This window comes from Bradyrhizobium sp. SZCCHNR1093 (assembly GCF_032381175.1).
GTDB lineage: Bacteria > Pseudomonadota > Alphaproteobacteria > Rhizobiales > Xanthobacteraceae > Bradyrhizobium.
Genome location: NZ_JAUHJJ010000004.1, coordinates 416,923 through 441,120, shown reverse-complemented (window position 1 = coordinate 441,120; position 24,198 = coordinate 416,923). Strand labels below are relative to the sequence as shown.

The 24,198-nt window shown below is 65.3% G+C and carries 15 protein-coding genes; 4 read left to right on the top strand and 11 right to left on the bottom strand.

Translation table 11 applies throughout. The features are described 5' to 3' along the window. Positions 1-401 precede the first annotated feature (401 nt). From QX070_RS16615 to QX070_RS16600, 4 genes are all read right to left on the bottom strand, one after another. A complete protein-coding gene (locus tag QX070_RS16615) occupies positions 402-3,665 on the bottom strand; it encodes a hypothetical protein (protein ID WP_315738090.1) in 3,264 nt (1,087 codons plus the stop codon). Between the two features lie 552 nt (positions 3,666-4,217). Then, complete coding sequence (locus QX070_RS16610; RefSeq protein ID WP_315738089.1) at positions 4,218-6,350, bottom strand: autotransporter strand-loop-strand O-heptosyltransferase; 2,133 nt, start codon at positions 6,348-6,350, stop codon at positions 4,218-4,220. Between the two features lie 67 nt (positions 6,351-6,417). Continuing rightward, positions 6,418-8,373: an HlyD family type I secretion periplasmic adaptor subunit gene (locus tag QX070_RS16605; RefSeq protein WP_315738088.1), complete on the bottom strand. Its 1,956-nt coding sequence runs from the start codon at positions 8,371-8,373 to the stop codon at positions 6,418-6,420. Between the two features lie 3 nt (positions 8,374-8,376). Beyond that, the gene (locus QX070_RS16600) at positions 8,377-10,239 is read right to left on the bottom strand and encodes a type I secretion system permease/ATPase (protein ID WP_315738087.1); all 1,863 of its coding nucleotides are present in this window, start codon (positions 10,237-10,239) and stop codon (positions 8,377-8,379) included. Between the two features lie 777 nt (positions 10,240-11,016). Between QX070_RS16600 and QX070_RS16595 the strand changes: the two genes are divergently transcribed. Genes QX070_RS16595 through QX070_RS16585 form a run of 3 tightly spaced genes read left to right on the top strand, consistent with a single transcriptional unit; the run spans position 11,017 to position 14,161 of the window. After that, positions 11,017-11,199, top strand: a complete 183-nt coding sequence (locus QX070_RS16595; RefSeq protein WP_315738086.1) for a hypothetical protein — start codon at positions 11,017-11,019, stop codon at positions 11,197-11,199. Then, the gene (locus tag QX070_RS16590) at positions 11,196-13,127 is read left to right on the top strand and encodes an ethylbenzene dehydrogenase-related protein (protein ID WP_315738085.1); all 1,932 of its coding nucleotides are present in this window, start codon (positions 11,196-11,198) and stop codon (positions 13,125-13,127) included. The genes QX070_RS16595 and QX070_RS16590 overlap by 4 nt, the downstream gene beginning before the upstream one ends. Next, complete coding sequence (locus QX070_RS16585; protein ID WP_315738084.1) at positions 13,127-14,161, top strand: 2Fe-2S iron-sulfur cluster-binding protein; 1,035 nt, start codon at positions 13,127-13,129, stop codon at positions 14,159-14,161. Before QX070_RS16590 ends, QX070_RS16585 begins: the two co-directional genes overlap by 1 nt. Before the next feature lie 40 nt (positions 14,162-14,201). Here QX070_RS16585 and QX070_RS16580 read toward each other — a convergent pair whose 3' ends face one another. Then, on the bottom strand, positions 14,202-15,059 hold the full coding sequence (locus QX070_RS16580; RefSeq protein ID WP_315738083.1) for a VOC family protein: 858 nt from the start codon (positions 15,057-15,059) through the stop codon (positions 14,202-14,204). 150 nt (positions 15,060-15,209) lie between these two features. Between QX070_RS16580 and QX070_RS16575 the strand changes: the two genes are divergently transcribed. Beyond that, a complete protein-coding gene (locus tag QX070_RS16575) occupies positions 15,210-16,520 on the top strand; it encodes an NAD(P)/FAD-dependent oxidoreductase (RefSeq protein ID WP_315738082.1) in 1,311 nt (436 codons plus the stop codon). On the opposite strand, the gene QX070_RS16570 is transcribed toward QX070_RS16575, so the two are convergent. The 6 genes from QX070_RS16570 to QX070_RS16545 all read right to left on the bottom strand — a co-directional run bounded on the left by QX070_RS16570 (position 16,517) and on the right by QX070_RS16545 (position 24,178). Next, a complete protein-coding gene (locus tag QX070_RS16570) occupies positions 16,517-18,145 on the bottom strand; it encodes an ABC transporter ATP-binding protein (RefSeq protein WP_315738081.1) in 1,629 nt (542 codons plus the stop codon). The genes QX070_RS16575 and QX070_RS16570 overlap by 4 nt on opposite strands. Then, the gene (locus tag QX070_RS16565; protein ID WP_315738080.1) at positions 18,142-18,972 is read right to left on the bottom strand and encodes an ABC transporter permease; all 831 of its coding nucleotides are present in this window, start codon (positions 18,970-18,972) and stop codon (positions 18,142-18,144) included. Before QX070_RS16565 ends, QX070_RS16570 begins: the two co-directional genes overlap by 4 nt. A gap of 2 nt (positions 18,973-18,974) precedes the next feature. Next, the gene (locus QX070_RS16560) at positions 18,975-19,952 is read right to left on the bottom strand and encodes an ABC transporter permease (protein ID WP_315738079.1); all 978 of its coding nucleotides are present in this window, start codon (positions 19,950-19,952) and stop codon (positions 18,975-18,977) included. Between the two features lie 24 nt (positions 19,953-19,976). Then, positions 19,977-21,593, bottom strand: coding sequence for an ABC transporter substrate-binding protein (locus QX070_RS16555; protein ID WP_315738078.1), 1,617 nt, complete (start codon positions 21,591-21,593; stop codon positions 19,977-19,979). Between the two features lie 276 nt (positions 21,594-21,869). Then, entirely contained in the window at positions 21,870-23,480 is a 1,611-nt protein-coding gene (locus tag QX070_RS16550; protein WP_315738077.1) for an ATP-binding protein, read from the bottom strand. Continuing rightward, a complete protein-coding gene (locus QX070_RS16545; protein ID WP_315738076.1) occupies positions 23,477-24,178 on the bottom strand; it encodes a response regulator transcription factor in 702 nt (233 codons plus the stop codon). The genes QX070_RS16550 and QX070_RS16545 overlap by 4 nt, the downstream gene beginning before the upstream one ends. Positions 24,179-24,198 lie beyond the last annotated feature (20 nt).

Sequence of the window (24,198 nt, the reverse complement as noted above, 5' to 3'; positions counted from 1 at the left end):
CCGCCGAGTCCTCAAATATGATGTTGTTCGGGCAAATGGCTCCTGTCGCAGCCGGGTCACGGCGGCGATCGGAAGCTTACTAACTCGTTGATTTCCGTCGTGGCATCCCCGCAACATCGTCGCTCAGCGGCGCTTCGACGCACGGTCCAGACAAGAAGTTGCCCCGATCTCGCGACCGGTCACCGATCTCTCCTTAGAAAAGTTCCAGCGTGACGAGCCTCCGCGATGCGGAACGGAACGTGCATCTTTGTTGATCTTCCGAGGCCTCCTTCTTCAACGCGTGTCGTCTCGCCCGGCTCATTGTCCTTCTCATTTCCCCCGGGAGCACTGCGCGAGTGGACCTCATCTGCTTGCTCCCAGGTATCCGTATTCGAGCCGCAGCAGCTGCTGCGGCTGCCTCGTCAACCCCACATGTGATGCATGGCGTGGAGATGCGACATGTCGGGCCCGGCAGCCGCGGCCTGGCTCGTATGCGCGCCCTGGCTGTGATCGTGATGATGGTGATGATCGCTGTGATGCGTGGCGTTGCTGCCGTTGTTGGCCGTGGTGCCCGCCGCCGTTCCGCCAGCCGCCGTTCCGCCGGTCGACGTGCCTCCGTTCGCCGCGGTGCCACCGGCTGCAGCGCCACCGGCGGCGGTGGTTCCTGCCGCTGCGGTGCCGCCGGTGCCGTTGGCCAGGTTCGGTGTCGCAGTGACGGGAATGGTGCCGTGCGCGGTGCCCTTGATGGAGGTTGCCGCCGAGACCGTCGTGGCCGTCCCGACATAGGTGCCGCCATTGACGGGAATGTTGTTGCCGGAGACGTCCATGGCGTCCGCCGCAAAGCCCTGGCCGGCAGCGGCGATCATCGCCTTGTCGGCCGCGAGTGCTGCGCCGGTGTCGCCGTTGAGGATGCCCTGCAGGCCCTTCACGGCACCGGCCGTGTCAGCTTCGAGCGTGCCGCTGAGCAGCTCGTTGTCGAACCGTCCCTGGAACACGGCGCCCTGGGCGGCGTCGAAATTGGCGCCGAACTGCTGGTAGTTCTGGATCTGCGTGATCAGGGCCGCACTCGCCTGCGCGCCGCCGGTCGAGATTTTCTGCAGCGTCGCGTTGATGGTGTTGGCCTCGGCCAGGAATGCGGCCCAGAAATTCGTCTGTGCCTGGTTGTCCTGGAACTTGGTGACCGTCCCTTTGAGCCCGCCCGGATCCTCGGCAAAGCCGCCCGCATGGCCGGCGTTGCCGTTGCCACCTGCCGCCATGTTGAGGTTGGTGTCGCCCTGGATGATGTCGATGATGTCGAGCAGGTTGTCGGCAGTGCCGCGGAGAGCGGCCTGATTGCCGGTGGTCGCAGCCTGATCATACTTGCCCAGCTGCAGGTTGATCTGGCCGAGCGCTGTCTGCAGATGGATCGTCGTCAGCGCCGCGGCGTTGGCAGTCTCGCCAGCCTCGATCTGCGCGAGCTGGGTCTTGTTGTTGAGGATGGCCGTCAGTCCGTGCTGGACGGCGGTGAAGTCCGCGGTCACCTCGGCAAGGTTACCGGTGTTGATGCCGCCCGAGGCGACCTCGACGGCCTTGTTGAAGACCAGACCAACGTCCTTCAGGCTGTTGCCGGCGGTAGCGGCGGCAAGACTCGCCGGATCGTCCGCGCCCGCGGGCGACGTCTGGAAGGCGACGTCCTGGCCGCCGGTATTGGCGAGGAAGGGGACGTTGTTCAACGCGTTCGCCAGATGCGCGTCGTTGTGGATTTCGCCGAGGATTTCCTGCTGCAGCGCATGAATGGTCTGGCTGGCCGCGGCCTGTGTGGTGGCGTTCGCAAATTGTCCCGCGGCCTGCAGCAGCGTGCCCAACTGGCCCTCGACATTGGTGAGAACCGCCGTATCGGTGGCGTTCAACGCGAAGGTATGCCCGCCGAGCGTGACCTGGCCCGGATTGGCGAGCATCGCGGCGATGTCGGTCTGCACCGCGGTGATGTCGGCCTGGTAGCTGCTCAGGAAGGTCGGCGAGTTGCCGCTGTTGGCGAGACTGAAGAGACCGAGCGAGGCGCGCACCGCGTCGTTGAAGACGACGCCAGCCTGCACCAGATCGGTCGAATGCTGGATCGCCGTGGCACGGGTCAAGAGGTTCGACGTGCCGTTGGCAAGCGCGGTCGGGCTGAAGTTCACCGGCGTGGCGCCGCCAGCCGGCGGCGTCGACGATGAGCCGCCGGTGCCGTTGGCAATGTTCGGGGTTGCCGTCACCGGGATCGTGCCTTGGGCCAGGCCGTGCACCGACGTGGCCGTCGAGACCGTGGTCGCCGAGCCGACATAGGTCGCGCCGCCGATGGCGATGTTGTTGCCGGAGACGTCCATGGCGTCGGCCGCGAAGCCCTGGCCGGCAGCGGCGAGCGCCGCCTTGTCGGCCGCCAGCGCCGCGCCGGTGTCGCCGTTCAGAATGCCCTGCAAGCCTTTCACGGCGGCCGCCGAGTCGGCTTCCAGCGTGCCGCTGAGCAGCTCGTTGTCGAAGCGGCCACGGAAGACGTTGCCTTGGGCGGCGTCGAAATTGGCGCCGAACTGCTGGTAGTTCTGGATCTGCGTGATCAATGCCGCGCTGGCTTGCGCGCCACCGGTCGAAATCTTCTGCAGGGTTGCGTTGATGGTGTTGGCTTCGGCCAGGAATGCGGCCCAGAAATTGGTCTGCGCCTGGTTGTCCTGGAACTTGGTGACCGTGCCGGTCAATCCGCCGGGATCCTCCGCGAAGCCGCCGGCATGGCCGGGCATTCCGTTGCCGCCGGCCGCCGTGTTCAGATTGGCGTCGTTCTGGATGATGTCGATGCTGTCGAGCAGATTGTCCGCGGTGCCGCGCAACGCGGCCTGATTGCCGGTCGTCTCCGCCTTGGCATACTGGTTGAGCTCGAGGTTGACCTGTCCGAGTACCGTCTGCAGATGGATGGTCGTCAGCGCGGCTGCATTCGCCGTCTCGCCTTTCTCGATTTGCGCGAGCTGGGTCTTGTTGTTGAGGATGTTGGTGAGACCTTGCGAGATCGCGGTGAGGTCGGTCGTGACCTCCTGAAGGTTGCCGGTGTGGATGCCGCCGGAGGCGAGGTCGACGACCTTGTTGAAGACGAGGCCGACATCCTTCAGCGTGTTGCCTGCGGTCGCTGCGGCCAAGGTCGCCGCATCATCGGCACCGGCCGGCGTGTTCTGGAAGCCGACGTCCTGGCCGCCGGTGTTGGCGAGGAAGTTGACCTTGTTGAGCGCGCCGGACAGATGCGCGTCGCCGTTGATCTCCTGCAGGATCTCCTGCTGGACCGCGTGCAGCGTCTGATCCGCGGCCGTGATCGTGCCAGCATTCGTGATCTGCGGTGCGGCCGTGAGCAGCGTCGAGATCTGCGCCTGCACGTTGGTGAGAACGGCGGTGTCGGTCGCATTCAGCGTGAAGGTCTGGCCGCCCAGCGTCACCTGACCGGGATTGGCGAGCATCGCGGCGATGTCGTTCTGTACGGCGTGGAGGTCGGTCGTGTAGCTGCCGAGGAACGGGTTCGAGTTGCCGCTGCCGGCCTGTGAGAACAGGCCGAGCGAGGCGCGCACTGCATCGTTGAACACCACGCCGGCCTGGACGAGGTCGGTCGACATGTTGAGCGCTGAGGCGCGCACCAGCAGGTTCGACGTTCCGTTGGCCAGCGCCGTCGGGTTGAAGGTGTTGTTCGCCATAGATCATCTCTCCCCAAGTTCATCCGACGCCCGGCAGGGCCCCGTACCGAAACTGGCCAGACGATGCGGAAGCGCATCGGCCCTGCGTCGGACGTGCTGCGCGCCGCGCCTCACGCCCGTGCGCTTCTGTGCCGCGCGCTTTTCTGACGCGCGTTACTTTGTCGCACCTCGCTATATGCTCGGAGCAATCGGGCCAAAAAAGGCGTGGGGGAGTCCGCAATTATGTCGTTCTCGAGACATCGCGGATCTGTGACGGATGCGCCGCGATCGCGTGCCAAGTGATTGATTCTTGGTGGCAAGCGGCAAATGCGAGGGGTCGCGATCAGGCGCGAGCTGCATGTTGTCGTCAAGATGCTGCCTGTATCTCGCCGGTGAGTGGCCGGTCTCCAGAAGTCAGCCGTAGGGTCTGTCAGACGTTGTCAAGGCTGCCCGGCGACACTTGCGCGCGGCCTTGCCGCAGGGCCATCGCTGGAAAAATGCCACGATGGATCATCCGTCCGGGTGAGCTTTAAGGTGAAGGCGTGGCGGCCGGCCAACCGCGCCGAACGCTGTTCAGGACGGCGGCGCAGCCTGGCGCTGCGCCAGGAGCGCAGTCCTGATCTTCTGCAGCAGCGTCGTGTAGAGCTGATTCCAGGCCGGATCATTCTGCCCGTTCGCGTCCAGCCCTTGCTTGGTGAGGCCGAGGCTGATCCGGTAGACGGCGAGGGCGCCGTCGATGTTGCCGAGCGGAACGAAGGCATCGCCCAGATTCTGGTAGGAGTTTGCAAGCGTCTGCTGCAGCAACGGATCGTTGGAGGCGCTGTTGGCGAGGTGGGTAATCAGCGCGGTGTTGGCGCGACGCTGATCGAAGGCTTCGGCATGCCGGCCCTGGGCGGCGAGCACGTCCGCCAGCAGAGCGTGACACCAGGCGAGATCGCGCTGGAAGCTGAGATTGCCGCGGTGTGCTGCGGTCAGCTTCTGAACGATGGCGAGGCTGGCGGAATAGGCGGCATGCGCGGCCTCGAGGTTTCGCTGAACGAACAGCACGGCGCCGATGCGGTTCAAGGCGACCGAGAGGTTGCGTTGAAACCCGGCGTCGTCCGGATTGGCTCCGGTCAGGTGTCTGACGATGGCGATGCTCTGCTTGTAGTTCTGCAAGGCCTCCATCAGATCGCTGGCGGTGGCGGCGCGATCGCCTTCCGCGATCCCGGCGGCGGCCTGATCCAGCAGTCTGCCGGCGGCGACCGTGACGCCGACCGCAAGGCCCCCGTGGGGAACGTCGCCGCGCGGCTGCGCCAGCAGTGCGGCGAGCGCGACCGGCTCGTCGCTCTCTACGGAGTCCTGCGCAGACTCTGCCCTGGAGGTTCGCTGCCGATCAAAGGGCGCAGGCGGCGCCTGCTGCTGAGAGGTGCGCGGTTTCGGAGGCAATCCCTGTCCGAAGCCGGGAATTCGAAGCAACATGCCCTCGACCTGCGCGGCCGTGATCAGGCGCGTGCATTCGAACTGTCGAGGCGTGCCCTGCCATCGCGGGCACCACAGAAAGTCCTCATGGTCGAAGCGATGACGGACATCATTCCAGCAACTGTTGCAGGCGTGACGGTTGATGACCCGATAGGGGGTCGCAAACTCGTTGGTCGGATGAGTGAAGCCGCTGATCAGCACGACCGGAGTGCCGACAGCCCAGGCCAGCCATGACAGCCCCGAGGAAAGGCCGATGAAGAATGCGGCGTGCTTGAGCCAGCGGGCGCGCTCGGGCAACGGCCGGTCACCGGTCTGATCCTCGGCTGCGGCGGGAATTTGCGTTCGGAAAGCGCCGTGGCTGCGCGCCGCGGTCTGATCGATGCAGATCACGCGATAGCCGGTCGCGCGCAGGAAATCGACGAGGCTCTGCCAGCCCTCAGGATTGTTCCAGTGCTTGCACGCGGTCGTCGCCTGCACCGCGATGCAGACATAGGGCTCCTCGATGGGACGGCTGTCTTCGCTCAGTGCGACGCGCGGCGGCTGCTCGGCCGGATCGACGCCGAGGATATGAGCGGCCGTCCGATGCAGGCCGACCTGCCGGAAATCACAGGGCTGATGGACCAGCTCGGCATCGTCGAAGAACAGCGCGACCGAGTAGGTGGCGTAGTATCGCTCCGCCTGGACCATCTCGTGGCTGAGGAACGTGATGTCAGGGTAGGCGGCGCGGAACAGCGGGATCAGCGGCTCGCCCATAGCACAGCTCAGGCGGCACCGATGCAGGTCCTTGAACCTCACCGCATAGCCCATCCAGCCGATGATGTCGCCGATCGTGCCGACCGGGAACTGGATCAGGACGTCTCGGTCGGTGGCATCATAGTCGTGGCACAACAGCAGCTCGGGCCCTGACCAGACTTCGAGCCTGAACGGGACGAAATAGCGCTTGCTACTGTTGACGTGCCCTGAACGCAGGTCGATGTCGAACAGGACGTTGGTGGTCTCGAGATCGCTCAGCCGGACGCGCCAGGGGTGTCCGGTGTCGGGGAGCATCACGCGGCAGCCGTCGTTGAAATCGAAGCGCAGCCCCTGGGGACCCTCCTGGGTCGGCACGGCCGCTGGCGGCGGCAGTCGCGGCTTGCGTGCGTGATCAGACGCCTCGGTGCGGGCGCCGGGCTGGGCGTCGGCGGGTAACGCACGTGTCGGCACCATCGCCAGGTCCGAGGTGCGGGGAAAATTTGCAACGTTCATGTTGAGGTGCTGACGCGGTCTGCGTTCATTCGTGAGCGATGACGCCGACCGCGGCTGTTCGGCCTTGTTACTCCACGAAGGCGCGGCGCCACTGATCGAGAACCGGCTTCATCAGATAGCTGAGCATCGTCCGGCTGCCGGTTTGAACATAGACTTCGGCCTGCATGCCGGGCATCAGGTTGACGTTGCCAAGCCGCTTGCGCTCCTCGTCGGACAGCGTGATCCTGACCGTGTAGAAGGTGGAGCCGGTTCGCGGGTCATTGGTGATATCAGGCGACACGAACGAGACTTGGCCGCTCAATTTCGGCGTGGTGCGCTGGTTGAAGGCGTTGAAGTGGACCATCGCATCCTGCCCGGTGTGAACGTGATCGATGTCCTTGGGCTGGACGTGCCCTTCGACCTGCAGTTCGTCCGAATCGGGGACCAGCTCCATGACGGTCTCACCCGGCTTGATGACGCCGCCGATGGTGTGGATCGCGAGCTGGTGGATGGTGCCGGAGTTCGGCGCGCGCATCTCGATGCGATCGAGTTGGTCGCGCGCGGCGACGCCCTTCTCGACCAGATCGCCTTCCTTGGCCTGGGACTCGCTGAGGTCCTTGACCACCTCGCTGCGGAAATCCTGATCGATCTTGACGGTCTGGAGCTCGGCTTCGCTGATCTTGGACCTCGTCTCGGCCACGCTGGAGACCAACTGGCCGCGTTCGCCGTCGATTCGAGCGGCTTCCCGCTGCAGCGTCGTCAGTCGCGTTAGCGGAACGAGCCGTTTGTCATAGAGCTCCTGCACGCCGGCCAACTCGCCCTTGATCAACTCGATCTGCTTGTTCTTGGATTCGAGCTGAGACTCCATACCGCTGATCTCGTTGTTCAGTTGGACGATGCGGCCTTGCAGCAGCTCCTTCTGGCTCTTGCGGGTCGTGGCACGGGCCTTGAACAGCGCGTTCTCCGACGCGATGACGGTGCGGACATTTGGATCGTCCTGACGTGAGGTCAGCGTGGACGGATAGTCCGGCTGATCGAGACCGTCACGCTCGGCCGAGAGCCGCGCAATCTTGGCGCGCTGTTCGTTCAATTGCTTGGTGATCGCCTGGAGCTGGGCCTGGCTCTGCGTGGCGTCGAGCCGCACGAGCAGATCGCCCGCTGCGACGCGCTTGCCGTTGTCGACCTTGATTTCCGCGACAATGCCGCCGGTCGGATGCTGAATCGCCTTCACGTTGGATTGCACCACGAGATTGCCGGGGACCACGATCGCGCCGGCGAGCGGCACGAGGGTCAGCCAACCGCCGCCGAGAACGCCGGCGACAAGCAGCACCCGCATGCCGAGACGCAGCTCGTTCTCGAACATGCGGCTGACGCGCGGCACCAGCGATTCGTCCGAGCCGTCGTCGAGATCGGCCGCCGTTCCTTGCGTCGCAATGAAGGTCATGCCAGTGGTCAAGGCCGTGCCGGCGGTGCCGACCAGGCGGCCGACTCGGGTTTGCGGAACGACAGGCGCATGCGCCAGGCGGGCAGGGAGGTTCTGCTGTCCCATCGGCCGCGGCGCACCGACGCCGAAATTGCCGTCGCGTCGCGCATCCTGCAGGTCGAGCAGGGGTGCCGAATTGCCGCCCGCCATGCGTGCAGGCGGATTGCGCTGGGGTGGCGACAGCTCCGGCTCGTAGCCACGCATCGGTGCGGGCTGCTGCCAGTCCATCTCGCGGATGCCTTCACCCCGGCGTGCCCGGGGCGCCTGGGCGCCGAGACCGAACAGCGACAGTGACGCACCGAGGGCGCGGCCCATGGTGCTGCCCTTCTTCTTCGAGCGCGGCTTTGGCCTGACTTGCGACGGCGGCGGACGCCGGCGCTTCTTGCCGCCGTCACGTGCGCCGCGGCGCTGCCGCGGGTCCTCGTCCGAGCCGTCGTCGAATGCGCCCTGCAGCCGCTGCAGTTCGAGAATCAATGCATCGCCCTGCGGACCGACGGCGCGGGTCTTCGGTCGCACATAGTCGTCGTCGTCGAAGGGCCTGAAGTCGTTGATGTGTTTCATTGATCAAGCGCTTTCTGCTGGGGCGGCGCGACGAAGCGAGCGGGCGTTCGGATTTGGCGCCGCTGCCGGAGCTGCAACCCTGGGCGGAGCAGGAGCATGCGCGACGGCAGGTCCCGCGGCCTTGTTGGCCCCGGCGACGCGGGCAAAGATCTCCTGGCAGGGCCCGAATGCGATCGCCTTGCCCTCGTACAGCACCAGCGCCACGTTGAGCGCATTCAGCGCGCTGGGACGGTGTGAGATCACGATCACGATGCTCTGATTCTGTTGCCGCATGATCTGAATGGCGCGGCTGAGCGCGTTCTCGCCGTCGGTGTCCAGATTGGCATTTGGCTCGTCGAGGACGATGAGAAACGGATCGCCATACACCGCGCGGGCCAGACCCACGCGCTGCCGCTGACCGGCCGACAGCGACATGCCGCCTTGGCCGATTCGCGTCGAATAGCCTTCCGGCAGCCGCAGGATGATGTCGTGCACGCCGGCGATCTGCGCCGCCTTCAGAATCGCATCCGAGCTCGCATTCTCGTCGAAGCGGCAGATGTTGTCGGCGATGCTGCCATCGAACAGGGCAACGTCCTGCGGCAGGTAGCCGATGTGGCGGCCGAGATCCTCGTTGCTCCATTGGTCGAGCGCTGCGCCGTCGAGGCGGACGGAACCATGCTGTGCAGGCCAGATGCCGACCAGCGCCTTCGAGAGTGAGGTCTTGCCGGAGGCACTCGCGCCGAGCAGTGCCAGACCCGTGCCTGCCTTGATCGAGAACGACACGTTTTGAACAATCGGCCGGTCGGTGCCCGGCGCGGTGACCGTCAGCTCCTGTACGGTCAGCTCGCGGAACGGGCGGGGCAACGCGACCGGCGGCGCTTCCGGCCTGGCGGTGGCCTTGCAGATATCGCGCAGACGCGCGATGCCCTGGCGCGCGGCGACCAGCTGTTTCCAGCTGCCAAGTGCGATCTCGATCGGGGCGAGCGCGCGGCCCATCAGGATCGACGAGGCCATCATCACGCCGCCGGAGGCCTGCTCGGAGACGACGAGCGCCGCGCCGATGCCGAGCATGCCCGACTGCAGGATGAAGCGCAGCACTTTCGCGGCGGCCCCGAGATTGGCGTAGACATCGCTCGCGCGAATGTTGTCCTTCAGATAGCGCTCGTTGACGGCGTTCCAGCGTGCCGAGAAGCGATCCAGCATTCCGAGCGCGCGAATCACCTCTGCATTGCGCTGGGTAGCATCGGCGAGAACCTGCCGTGCGGCGCTCGTATCGCTGGCGGATTTGCTCGCCTGACGCGACAACCGGTCGGTCACCAGCGTCATCGAGATGATTCCGACCGTGCCGATGACGGCCGTGATGCCGATCAGCGGATGAAACAGAAACATGCCGATCAGGAAGATCGGTATCCATGGCATGTCGAGAAAGGCGGTCGGTCCCATGCTCGACATGAAGGCGCGGAGCTGGTCGAGATCGCGCAGTGGCTGCTGCATCAGCATCGGCTTGGTGCCGCGCAGGGGCAGGGTGGCCAGAGCGTGATGAATCGCGTCCTGCAAGCTCGCGTCGAACACGGTCGCCACCCGGCACAGCATGCGGGTGCGCAATGCGTCGAAATAGCCTTGAATCAGATAGACGACCAGAATCATCACCGACAGGCCGACGAGCGTGGCGAGATTTTTGCTCGGAACGACGCGATCATTGACCTGCATCATATAAACCGAGCCCGAGAGCATCAGGATGTTGATGACGCCGCTGAACACGCCGATGCCGGCCATGCGTTTGACAGCCTGGCGCAACCCGCGCGTCACCGGATCGTCGCTTCCCGAGAGAAGGTCGTTGAGGGCAGCCGCGGCTTTCGTTCTCGGGCGGTCTTGAGCCAGACTCATCCAGGCGCGTCTCCCAAAACACAGTGCTTCACTCCGCGCTATTGACAGTCGATACCGACGATTTTCCGGCAACAATTGGACACGTGGGCAATTCTGTCGCAGCGACGGGGGTACACGACCGGTGCGAGGTACAATGCGCCGGGCCGGCTCTGAAAAGTTGTGGCGTCGCTCAGCGCGATCGGGTCTGCGCGAAATCTGTCCGCGATCGTCGATAGTTGCAGCGTGATAACAGCCATCGGCATGCGACGCGCGTCACACATTCGTCCGTCTATCACCTTGGTTCCGTACTCATTGGTCGCGGTCCGGGCCGAATGACGCCACGAAGGCGAATAAATCTTCCTGCGGTGCAACGCACAGGCGTTGTCATCTCGATCATGCGGTATTCGATGATGGTGCTGAGAACGATCATGATGGCGGCGGCAACACGAGGGCGTGCGGCTCCGCGCACCAATCCAAGACGTGCAATCAGCTCAGCCGGCCATGGTGGCCGACGATGTGTTCTATCATCGAACGTGCGGCCGCTGTGGAACCAGTGACCCGTCCAGCATCGGGCGCACGAGATCAACATCAACTCGAGGGAGGACGAAGCAGATCAGTCCGCGGGTGATCCGAGCAACTCGTCACCGGCTCGGGCCGCGGCAGCTGATCGACCATAGGCGTGATCCAACCGATCACGTTCAAGCGTAGCGGGGCAACGATTGGGTGCAGAACGGCGCTGTGACGCCGAAGTCGGACGAAGTTGCTCACTTAGTAAAGCGTATCCGGGGGACGACAAAGTTGCTGGACGACATCACCATCGAGACGCGTGATGCGGGAATGGATTCGGGTCGAGGGGCGGCCTGCAGGGTTGAATACTTAATCATCCCGCGCCGGATCGATCCGCTGAGACGAAATACGGTCGCCGGGTCGGCGGTGAATCGCGCCGATCGCGTGCGCGCAGCTCTGGAGGCGCACGCATGAAGATCCGCAAGACCGACTATGGAACGATCATCCTGCATTGGACCCTGGTTGGGGCCACTGTGATCGCCTTCATGACAGGGCTTCGCATGGCGACCGAAGCGCCTGGACACGCGTGGATCGCCAACAATCTCGACTGGCTGCTGCCCCGGCACCGGACCTGGACCTGGCACATGCCGGCTGGGGTCGTGCTCGCGAGCGTGGCCCTCGCCTACATGATCTATATCTCGAAGTCAGGGCTCGGTCGCCGCGTCACCATCGACAAGATGCGCTTCAAGGGCTTGCTCGGCCGCCGGCCGGCGCGGCTGGGATCGATCAGTGTGATGCTGCATTGGGTGCTTTTCATCTCCATGGCGATCCTGATCGTCACCGGAGGCATGCTCTTCTTCGGCGTGGCCTCCGGCTACGTCACCATGATGATCCACTGGTACGCGACCTGGGTGATCCCGGCCTTCGTGGTGCTGCACGTCCTGGTTCACTTCAGCATCGGCGGAAAGATGCAGCTCTATCGCGTGTTCCGGCCGGCGCCGTTGCCGCCCCCGCCGCCGAAGCTCGATCCCGTCGAGCTCCTCACGATGTTGGTTGAGCAGTCGGAAAAGCTGGAGGAGGCGGAGGCGCCTCCGAAGAGGCCGGCGCCCGCTGCGCGGCCTGCAGCGCGTGAGCCGATGCCGGCGCCGCGGCGCATGGAGGAGCCGATGCGGGCGCGTTCCGAGCCGCGTGTGCCGCCAGGCCGCATGCGTCCGCCGCCGGCACCTGCCAAGGGCAATTCCCGCCGCCGCAATCCGAGCTTCCAATCCAACCCGTTCATGGTCGCGATCGCCGCAGCCATCGTGATCGGTTCCGCGATGTTCGCCGCCGACTACTACGCCGAGGACACCGTCACGGTGTACCGGATTGCCACATCCGATGCGCCGACCCTCGACGGCGATTCGTCGGATCGCGTCTGGCGCAACATCCAGCCGCACATGGTCACGACCAACCAGGGCGACAATTTCGACGGTACCGGCGAATCGCGAGTGTGGATCAAGGCAGCGCATGACGGCACGTGGGTCTACTTCCTCGTCATCTGGGAGGATCCGACGCGGTCGTTGAAGCAGCTGCCGCTGATCAAGAAGGCGGATGGCTGGCATCTCCTGCAGAACGGATTCGACAAGGGCGACGAGAACGACTTCAACGAGGACAAGTTCTCGCTGTTGTTCACGACGCTGCCGATCACCTTGGCCGCGGACCGAACGTTTCACATGAGCTCGCAGCCGATGCCAGACAAGCCGCCGACCCTGTCCGGTCGCGGCATCCACTACACGCCGGCGCCGAATCTCTATGCCGACGCCTGGCTGTGGAAGGCGACGAGCGGCGGCCCGACCGGATGGATGGACGATGATCATTTCGGTCCGCCTGCGGAGCCGACACCGGATCAGGTCAAGGGACTCACGCCCTACAAGGGCGGGTTCGCGTCGGATCCGGGCACCGCGAACTATTCGGACAATTTCGTGATCGACAGGGAGGCCGCAAGACTAGGGAATCGGGGTGTGAGACCGAAGCGTCTTCCGAAGGACGTCGCCGCGATGACCGCGGCGATGGGCGAGATCAATCTCGATCCGAACATCGGCGAGAGTGAAGGCGCACGCTGGTTCATGACGGAGGCCGAATCCGTGCCGTATTCGGCCGAGGCGGATGCGCAGACGCCGATCGGGACCGTCGTGCCCGGTGTTCTCGTCAGCGGCGAGTTCACCGGTGATCGCGCGGACATCCGTTGCGCAGCGCGTTGGGCCGCGGGCCATTGGACGCTCGAAATTGCCCGCAAAATGGACACGAAAAGCAAGTACGACGTTCCGATCAAGAATGGCGTGTTCATGCGTGTCGCAGCGTTCGACCATACCCAGATCAGACATACGAGGCAGATCCGGCCTATGCGACTTGAGGTGCAGTGATGGGTAAGATTTGCAAAATCCAGTACAACAGGGAAACGTTCTACGCGAATGTGGGCGATATCCTGCTCGACGGCGCCATCAACAGCGGCGTGGATCTGCCCCATGACTGCCGCAGCGGAATCTGCGGATCCTGCAAAGTGACGGTCGTCGACGGCAAGCTGTTCGGCGGCATGGAAGGCGACATGGCGCATGCGTGCCAGGCGCGTGTGGTGTCCGACCTGAAGATCATCACGGAGCCCGTGCCGGATACGGTGACGATGAATTGCGAGGTGGGTGATCTCGTCCGGCTCGCGCCCGATGTCGTCGGTGTCACCATCGAGATGCCGAAGCCGCTGCGATTCTTCCCCGGGCAATACGCCAAGGTCCAGTACCGCGGTTTTCCGACGCGTTGCTACAGCCCGACCTATCCGATGGTCGGCGCGCCTGACAGCCATCTGCTGTATCTGCACATCCGCATCCTGAAGGATGGCTTGGTGTCGTCGGCGCTTGGCCGCGACATCCAGGTCGGCCATCGCGTCAAGCTGACGGCGCCGCTGGGCACTGCGTTCTTTCGGCAGAAGCATCGCGGTCGAATCATCCTGGTCGCGAGCGGCACGGGCTTTGCCCCGATGTGGGCGATCGCGGTCGCCGCCATCACCGAAAATCCGAAGCGCGAGATCGTCTTCATCGTCGTGTCGCGCACCTTGCAGTCGTTCTACATGCATCAGGCGCTGTGCCGGCTCGCGCGCTTCCCGAACGTGAAGATCATCCCGATCGTGTCGGAGCCGCAGAACGTCTCGCCGGCGATTCGCAGCGGCCGGCCGACCGAACACATGCCGGAGCTCACACCGAACGACGTCGTCTACACCTGTGGCGCGCCGGCCATGACGGAGGCGGTTGCGAAGATGGCGCGCGGGGCCGGAGCGAAGTGTCACTGCGATCCGTTCGTATCATCGGCGCAGCCCTCCGAGTCGAGCGGCGGACTCATGAATCGGCTGGTCGGGTGGCTCGACAGCCAGCGCGGCCGGCCGGCCATGTTCCAGCCGGCGGAATGAGATCGTGGCGGCCGCGACGCGCGCGGCCGCAGTCCGGCGCTCAGCCGGCCACGAAAGCGAGCAGAGTGCCCGTGGCCGATGCGGGCGGCACGACCAGGCTCGCACCGCTGCGCACGGCTGCAGCCCCCAGAGCCTTTTCGGTCGTGGTCAGATCATGTGAGGCCAGCACCAGGCCGGCGCCGCCCCGCTCCGGCAGACCGGCAAGCGACACGCCCGGATAGCGCGCTGCGAGCTGGTCCCTGGTCAGGAACACGAAATCGGCGCGGTCACCGCCCGAGGTGACGGTCACGGCGCCGTCGGCTTCGTCTCGCCCGTCGCGATCGATCAGGCGCGACAGGTGAGCCGCGTCCTTGGCCGGATCCGGCGTCACGATCAGCGCCTGCTTCAGTTGCCTGGCGGCGTTGGCATGGCGCATCAGTTCCGGGATCCACACCGTTTCGCGCGTCTTGTGCTGGCAGGCGAAGATGCGCAGGCCGCCCGGAGCCTCCGCGACCGGCCATTGAAACACGCGGAATTTCGCGGCCGAGATGCTGCCGTCGGGCAGGGGCACCGGACGCTCGAAGTCGATGGGACCAATCGGCTCGAAGCCCTTCGCGCGAATTTCCTCGGCGCCGGCCGCGGAATCAATCGCCGTGAAGGCGATGCGCTCGATGCCTTCGCCGCGCTGGGCGAGGAAGTTGCGGGTCGGAACGTTATGGTCGGTCTCGGCGAGGATGCCGAGCAGCTCGATGTAGTCCGGATCGAGCATGATGGTGTAATTGCCGGATCCCATCTTGGCGCTGTGCGTGCCGCGCGGAGACAGCGTAAAACCCAACCGCTTCCAGGTATCCGCCGCCGCGTCGAGATCCTTCACCACGACGACCGCGTGATCGATACCGATGACATTCTTGAGGGCCACGCGTTTGTCTCCTTGCAGCGAACTTGGCATATTGGCGGCCGAACTATGCCCAATCGACCCATGCACCGCAACCGGCGCAGCCGGGCGCCGGGTGCAAGGCAAGATCGACCTCCGGGATGTTGGTCGATCAGCAAGGATGAGCTGTCCTCCATGAGCATGACCGCAGAAAACGTTCAATGGCCGCCGTCCTTGTGGGCCGCACAGACCCCGCCTGGCCCTGATCTGCCCGTGCTACAGGGCAGCTTGCAGGCCGATGTCGTGATCATCGGCGGCGGCTTCACCGGCTTGTCGACGGCGCTGCATCTGCGCGAGGCCGGCGTCGATGTCGCGATCGTCGAGGCGATGGAGCCGGGCTGGGGCGCATCCGGCCGGAACAACGGTCAGGTCATTCCGACGCTGTCACGTCCCGATCCTGACGATCTCGTCGCGCGTCATGGCGCCGCGGGCGAGCGCTTCGTGGCGATGTTACGCGACAGCGCGTTCAGTCTGTTCGATACCGTGAGACGGTACAACATCGACGCCGAGCATGAGCAGGCCGGCTGGGTCCAGCCGGTGCATACGCCCGGCCGCATCAAGATCGCCGAGCGCAGGTTCAAGCAGTGGTCGAAGTTCGGCGCGCCGGTCGAGCTGCTGTCGCGCGATCAGGCGCGAGACATGCTCGGCTCGGACGCCTGGCATGGCGGCTTCTGGAACAAGACCGGCGGCCACATCAATCCGCTCGCGCTGGCGCGTGGCTTGGCGCGGACGGTGCTGAACCTGGGAGGCCGGATCTATGCGCGCTCGCCGGTGATCGATTTCGCCCGGCGGGGGGATCGCTGGATCGTGCGCACCGCACGAGGGGAGCTGTCGGCGCGCGCGCTGGTGCTGGCGAGCAATGCCTATAGCGGCGAGTTCTCCAAGGCGCTCGCACCGGATATCGCGCACGAGGTGATGCCGGTGCTGTCGTGGCAGATGGCGACGCAGCCGCTGTCGGACAATGTGCGGAAGACCGTCATCCCGGCGCGGCAGGCGATGTCCGATACCCATGGCGAACTCTATTTTGCGCGTTACGACGCCCGCAACCGGCTGGTCACCGGCGGCGCCGTGATCGGCCCCGGCAATAAGGCCGAGCGGCTGAAGGCGCGGGTCGCCGAACGCCTGCAGCGCCTGTGGCCGCAGATCGGCGAGGTCAGGTTCGACTACGTCTGGAACGGCTATGTCGGCATGACCACGGACTACATGCCGCGGATTCATCGCCTCGGTCCTGATGCCTATGGCTGGACCGGCTGCAACGGCCGGGCGGTCGCGCTCACGATCCCCCTCGGTGCGGAGCTTGCGAAAGCGGTGCGCGGCGTGTCGGCGAACGAGCTGGCGCTGCCATTCACGGAGCCGGTCACCATTCCGGCGCACGCCCTGCTGCGTCCGTTTGCGCCGCTGATGCTGCTCTTGTACCGATACCGTGACGCGCGCGAGATCAGCTAAGAGGTGGGATGTTCGGTCCGGGCGAAGTCGCCGCCCGGAATGGCCTCGAGCAGAGCCTGCGTATACGGATGCTGCGGGTTGCCGAACACGTCGTGCGTGGGTCCATGCTCGACGACGACGCCGTCCTTCATCACCGCGACCAGATCGCAGATCTGGGCTGCAACGCGCAAGTCATGCGTGATGAAGATGATCGACAGGTCGAGCCGCTCGCGCAGGCTGGTCAGCAGCTTCAACACCTGCGCCTGGACGGAGACGTCGAGCGCGGACACCGGTTCGTCCGCGACCAGCACCTTGGGCCTTAGTGCCAGCGCGCGCGCCAGCCCGATGCGCTGACGCTGACCTCCGGAGAACTCATGCGGGAAGCGATCGGCGGCGGACGGGTCGAGCCCCACCAGGCTGAACAGCTCGCGCGCCTCGGTCAGCGCCTGGTCTCGGGCGGTGCCGTGCACGATCGGTCCCTGCGCCACCAGCTCGACCGCCTTGCGCCGGGGATTCAGCGAGGCGAACGGGTCCTGAAACACCATCTGCATCTGCCGGGTCCGGCTTCTGACCTCGCTGCGCGAGAGGCGAGCCCAGTCCTGACCGTCGAGCAGGATCGTTCCTGCATCGGGATCGATGAGGCGGATGATGCAGCGGGCGAGGGTGGATTTTCCGGAGCCCGATTCGCCGACAACGCCGAGCGTTGCGCCCTTTGGCAGTGCGAGCGAGACGTCCCTGACCGCATGGGTGACGCGCTCGCCGCGGCCGAGGAAGCCACCGGTGCGATAGGTCTTCGAGACGCCGGAGATGGTGAGGATCATCCGGTCCGACAGCTCGCGTGCCGGGGGCGCCGCCACGGGCGGCACCGCGGCGATCAACTGCCTGGTGTAGTCATGCTGCGGCCGTTGCAGGATATCCGCCGCCGCGCCCTGTTCGACGACGATCCCATGCTGCATCACGACGACGCGGTCGGCGATCTCGGCGACGACACCGAAGTCGTGGGTGATGAACAGCACCGCGGTCTTGCGCCGCTGCTGCAGCTCGCGGATCAGCTTGAGGATCTGGGCCTGCGTCGTGACATCGAGCGCCGTGGTCGGCTCGTCGGCGATCAGCAGCTTCGGATCGAGCGCCAAGGCCATGGCGATCATCGCGCGCTGGCGTTGGCCGCCGGACAACTCGTGCGGATACGCCTTCGCCGCGCGCGGCGGATCGGGAATATGGACGTCGGACAACAGGGACAGCACGCGCGACCTGATCTCGGCCTTGGAGAGATCGGTATGGATGTCGAAGACCTCGCCGATCTGGTCGCCGATCGTGCGCAACGGATTGAGCGCGGTCATCGGCTCCTGGAACACCATCGCGATCTCGGCGCCGCGAATGCTGCGCATCTCGGCCGCCGTGGCGGTGCAGAGATCGCGCCCGGTAAACAGGATGCGTCCGCCATCCGTGCCTACACCGTCGGGCAGCAGCCGCATGATGGCATTGGCCATCATCGACTTGCCGGAGCCGGATTCGCCGACGATGCAGACGATCTCGTTTTCGGCGATCGCAAGCGAGACCTCGGAGATGGCATGCGTGCGGTCGGCGCCTTTCGGCAGACGAACGCTGAGGCGATCCACGGTCAGAACGGGCTGTGCTGGACTCATCGCTGCTTCAGCCGCGGGTTCAGTGCATCGTTGAGGCCCTGGCCGACCAGCGACACCGCAAGCACGGTGATGAGGATGGCAACGCCGGGGATCGCCGACACGTACCACTGCACGCGCAGCACATCGCGCCCGAGACCGATCAGGTTGCCCCAGGAGGCGACGTTGGCGTCGGACAGCCGCAGGAAGGCGAGTGCACTCTCCAGGAGGATCGCGACCGCCATCACGACGCCGGCATAGACGATCACCGGGGGCAGCGCGTTGGGCAGGATCTCGCCCAGGATCAGCTGGGTGTCGCGCATGCCGAGCGTGCGGCCGGCCTGGACGAATTCGCGGCCGCGCAGCGACAGGAACTCCGCCCGCGTCAGCCGCGCCGGCGCGGGCCACGACACGATGCCAACCGCGATCGTGACCGTCGTCAAGGTCGAGCCGAACACCGCCACCAGTACCAGCAGCAGCACGAAGTTCGGCAGCGTCTGGAAGGCCTCGGTGATGCGCATCAGGATGTTGTCGACCCATCCGCCGTAGTAGCCCGCGAGCGCGCCGACCATGACGCCGATCGCCACGGCAATCAGCGTCGCGACGCCGCCGATCAGGAGCGAGATGCGGGCGCCATGAAAGATCTGGGCGGCAATGTCGCGGCCGGAATTGTCGGTGCCGAGCAGGAAGCGCGGATTGGCGAACGGCCAGATCAGCGGACGCCCGGCGAGCGCGAGCGGATCGCGCGGATAGAGATAGCCGGCGCTGATCGCCATGCCCACCACCACAAGAAGCAGGATTAGGCCGAACACCGCGGAGGGACTGCGGAAATAGCGTTTCACGGCGTCCATGCTCAGTTCTCCGCCGTGATGCGCGGGTCGAGCCGCGCATAGAGCAGATCGGTGATGAAGTTGACCACGATCACCAGGAGCGCGGAGACGAACACGATGCCGAGCAGGGTGTTGAGATCGCGCTGGACCACGGATTCATAGGCAAGGCGTCCGAGGCCAGGCAGCGAGAACACGGTCTCGACGACGACGGAGCCGCCGAGCATCGTCCCCGCCTGCAGTCCGATCAGCGTGACCATCGGCAGGAGCGCGTTGCGCAGAACGTGGCGGGTAATGATGCGGGTCTCGTCGAGGCCCTTGGCACGTGCGGTGCGGACGAAATCGAGGTTCTGGACCTCGAGCATGGATGCGCGCATGATGCGTAGATAGATGGCCAGGAAGATCAGGCCGAGCGTCAAGGACGGCAACATCAGGTGGCGGGCGATGTCGAGCACGCGCCAGAGGCCGCTCGTGACCGCGCCGATATCCTCGAAGCCGCCGGCTGGCAGCCACTGCAGGTAGATCGAGAACACGACGATGGCCATCAGACCAAACCAGAACGACGGGGTCGCGTAGAAGATCAACCCCACGGTGGAGATCAGCGTGTCGGGCCACCGGTTGACGTCGCGCGCAGCGATCACCCCGAAGACAAGACCGAAGAAAAAGGCAAAGGACAGGGACGAAGTCATCAACAGCAGGGTCGGCGGCAGCCGCTCCAGGATCACGGCGGCGACGGGCTTGCCGTAGATCGCGGAGAATCCGAGATCGAGGCGCACCAGCCGCCACAGGTAATTGGCCAGCTGCATCGGGACCGACAGATCCAGCCCATAGAAGCGGCGCAGCTCGCGGGCAGTCGCAGCATCGCCGCCGCCCATCTGGGCCATCATCGCGTCGACCGTGTCGCCCGGCGCGAGTTGCAGCAGAAGAAAGACGCCGATCAGGATCAGGAACAGGGTGGGGATCGAGGCGGCGAGCCGCCGCCCCGCAAGGCTCAAGATGCGCATGGCCTTATCCTGACGGATTCCGGCTCAGGCGGAAAGCCACAGATCGTGCCAGCTCGACGATCCCCAGCGCGGCGTGTTCGAGTGGTTGCGCGCCTTGGCCGTGATCACGGTGACGAAGATCTGCTCGATCGGCATCCACACCGGCAGCTCGGTATTGGCCTCGCGCACGAAATCGGCATAGAGCGCCTTGCGCTTGGCCGGATCGACCTCGGTCGCCGCGTCATCGATGATCTTGTCGATCTTGGCGTTGTCCCACCCCCACTGGTTGGTCCACGGCGCGCCCTTGGGCTGCCCGGAGCGGTACCAGACCGTGGTCGAGACGGCCGGATCGTTGCGATACTGGTGCCAGCCGGTCGCGAGATCGAAGGCGTGCTCGTCATAGACCTGCTTGAGGAAACCGCCGCCATCATTGCGCACGATCTCGATCGCGATGCCGACCTCGCCCAGCGATTGCTGGAGGAAGGTCGACCACAGCGAGATGTCCTCGCCCCATGGCGCGGGCAGCAGCCGCAGCGAGAAGCGGGTGCCGCCGGAGCCGGGCTTGTAGCCGGCCTCGTCCAAGAGCGCTGCCGCCTTGACCTTGTCGTAGGGATATTGCGGCGTATTGGCGCCGGGGTAGAAGTCGGTCGAGGTCGACGGGATCGGGCCGGTGCCCAGCTTGGCGAAATCGCCGAGGAAGTTCTCGATGAAGAAGGGAACGTTGATCGCATGCGCGATGGCGCGGCGGACCTTCACGTCCGCCAGCTCCTTGCGGCGGACGTTGAACTCGAGCGTATTGGTGCGCGCGTTGCCCTCGTTGCCCTTCGTCGAGACGATGAAGCGCTTGTCCTTGCCGAGCCGCGCCATGTCGGAGATGGTCAGGCCAGAGAACGGGCTGTAGTGCAACTCGCCGGCCTCCATCTGCGCGGCTGCGGCGGCGCGGTCAGTGATCACTTTCCACACGATGCGATCGAGGTAGGGCGCGTTCGGCCGCCAATAATCGGTGTTGCGCTCGGCCATGATGTATTGCCCGCGCTCGTACTTCACGAACTTGAACGGACCGGTGCCGATGGGGGCGAGGTTGGCGGGGTTCTGCCGGATGTCGCCGCTCTCATAGATGTGCTTGGCCGAGACGTAGCCGAGATCGGGTAGCGCGCGCAGGAGCAGGTTGAGCGGCATCGGCCGCTCGTAGCGGAAGATCGCGGTCTGCGGATCCGGCGTGTCGACCGCTGTCAGGAACAGCTGCAAGGTCGATCCGTAGTTGAGGATCTTCTTCCACATGTTCATCGCGGTGAAGGCGACGTCCTCCGACGTGAACGGCTTGCCGTCATGCCAGGTGATGCCCTTGCGCAGCTTGAAAGTGACGGTCTTGCCATCCGGCGTCGCCTCCCAGCTCTCGGCAAGCACGCCGACCGGCTGGCCGTTGGCATCGAGGTCGACGAGGTTCTCCTGGATCTTGCCTCCGATGATGTAGACGCCGGTCGATGCCTGAAGGCTCGGGTTGAGCTGGCGCTGCTCGGCGCCGTAATGCACGTTGAATACGCCGCCTTTGCGCGGGGTCTCCTGGGCGAAGGCCCGGAATGGATTGACCACGTTCGCGGCGATGGCGGCGGAGGTCAGGAGGGCGGTCCGGCGGCTGATCTCGAAACGGCTCGAATTCATCAAGGTCTCCCGAAGGCCAAGCGGGGACGCTGGCCGATGGTGCAATTGCGGCGAAGATTACGCGGATCGCGGGTCCAAGTCATTTGCGAATTGCGATGCAGATCTGCGGCATTCTCGGCCGGTCCATGCAGCCGGCGGCACCGTGGCATATATTGCTCGTATACAAACGAATGGGAGAAGATCTTCGCCGACGGGGACTTGAATGAGGTGGGGATTGCCGGCTGCCACGAACCGACCGGAGGCAACTCTGACGCGGTGCCAATAGACTGCGCTATCTCAGGTCGACGTCATGGGGCCTTCGATCGGCAGCCGCAGCTCGAACGCAACACCGTTGTCGCCCGGCCGCAGCGAGATCTCGCCGCCATGGCTTGCCATGATGGCGCGCACGATCGACAGCCCCATGCCGGTACCGCCGCTGTCGCGCCGGGTCGTGAAGAAGGCATCGAAGATGCGGTCGCGGTTCTCCGGCGAGATCGGATCGCCGTCATTGCTGGCGATGACGATCAGCATCTCCTTGCTCTCCTCGGCCTCGAGGCGGATGCGCCGGGCGCCGTGCCGGACGGCGTTGTCGACGAGATGCGTGAGCACGATCAGCGCGGTCTCGTTCGGGAGCATGGTGCTGCGCTCGACAGGGCCGGACGTCTCGATGACGGTCGACGGGAAACGCGCTCGCAGCGTGCTGACGGCCTCGGCTATGCTACCGGCCTCGACCGTCGACACCGTCTCCGCCCGTGCCAGCTCGCGCAAGCGTTGGGCCAGCGCCGCGAGGCGGTCGGCGTCGCCAAGGATGTTGGTGAGGAATTTCTCCTGCTCGGCGCGTGTCAAGGTCTCGGAAGGACTGGCCAGAGAGTCGAGCAGCAGCTCGGCTGCGCCCTTGATCGAGGTCAACGGCGATTTGAGCTCGTGCGTCAGATGCGCGGAAAAGCTCCGGATGTAGTTGGAGCGTTGGGCCAGTTGCTCGGCCATGGCGAAGAAGTGCTCGGCGAGCTCGGCGAAGTCGCGGGTGCCGTAATGGGCGAGCGGGCGGAAACCGGCGGGATCGTTGCGTCCGATCCTGCCGGCGCGATCGACCAGCTCGCGCATCGGCCGTGTGATCGTCCGTGCCACGATGAGGCCGACCAGCAGCGTCGTGAGGACAATGGCGGAGCCTGCGGCAACGAACTTGCCGCGCTCTTGATAAAGATGCTCGAAGATGTTGCGGGGCGTCCGCGAGGTGTAGATGACGCCGGCGACGCGATCGTTGACGACCACCGGCATGGCCGAGAACACATGGACACCGACGCCGCGGCTGATCGAATAGATCGGTGGCGGCGTCTTGTCCGGAATGCGAATGCGGAGCGCGGCGCTGTAGCGTCCCTTCAGCGCGGCAGCCACCTCGTCGATATGGGCGAGTGACTTGCCCATTTCATCGCGGCCGGCGATCACGACGCCTTGCGGATCGAGCACACGGAATCCGGCCAAGGTGACCTTCTGCGTCTCCCTGACGATCGGAAGCAGCCGCGCGCCAATCGCGACATAGGCGGGATCCGCAGGATGGATCGCGTCGCGGGCGTCCGGGCGGCGGACGAACAGATCGTTGGCCAGCAGATCGAGCAGGGGACGGATGGGTGTCACCTCGTCTGCGGAATCGGGGCGTGCCTCGGGCGGGATTTCGGCGCCGAGCGGAAGGCCAGCGGCAAGGCGCGCGGACACCTCCTCGGCAAAGACCGCCGCGAGCACACGGCTCTGCGCGATCAGCTCTGCCTGTGTCTGACGGATCAGCTGGTTGTCGTAGATGCGAAAGAAGAACAGCCCGACCAGGGGCAGGGTGGCGACCAGCGCCAGCACGCCGAAGACGATCTGTCCCAGCGACGGCCGCCATTTCGCCCTGGGCTTGGGCGCGATCATGAGGCGCCGCAGCGGCCGAGCCGGAAGCCCACGCCATGGACGGTCTCGATCGCGTCGTCGCAATGCGCGGCTGCGAGCTTCGCTCTGATGTTGCGGATGTGGCTGTCGATCGTTCGGTCGGAGACCTGGATGTTGAGCTGATAGGCGGCGGTCATGATCTGCTCGCGACTGAAAACGACTGCAGGACGCGTCATCAGCGTGCGCAGGATGCTGAACTCCAGCGCTGTGAGCGTCAGCGGCGTATCGCCGAAGCGCGCCAGATGCTGCTGCGAGTCGAGACGAAGCCTGCCGTGCGCCAGCTCCTCCGGTTCGAGCGTACGATCCGCAGCACCGGAGTTGACCCGGCGGAGAATGACGTTGACGCGGGCAACCAGCTCGCGCGGGCTGAACGGCTTGGTCACGTAGTCGTCGCCGCCGATCTCGAGCCCGAGAATGCGGTCGATCTCCTCGTCGCGCGCCGACAGGAACAGGATCGGCACCTGCGAGGTCCGGCGGATGCGCCGGCAGACTTCGAGCCCGTCGAACTCCGGCATGCCGACGTCGAGCACGATGAGGTCGGGCCGGTCCTCAGCGAACCTGACCAGCGCGGCCCGACCGTCGGCCGCCTCCGTCACCGCCATGCCGGCCTTGCTCACGGCGACACGCAGGACCTCGCGGATATGCGCGTCATCGTCGACAATGAGGATTCGGGGGGACACGGCCAGGGCTCCGCGGCGAG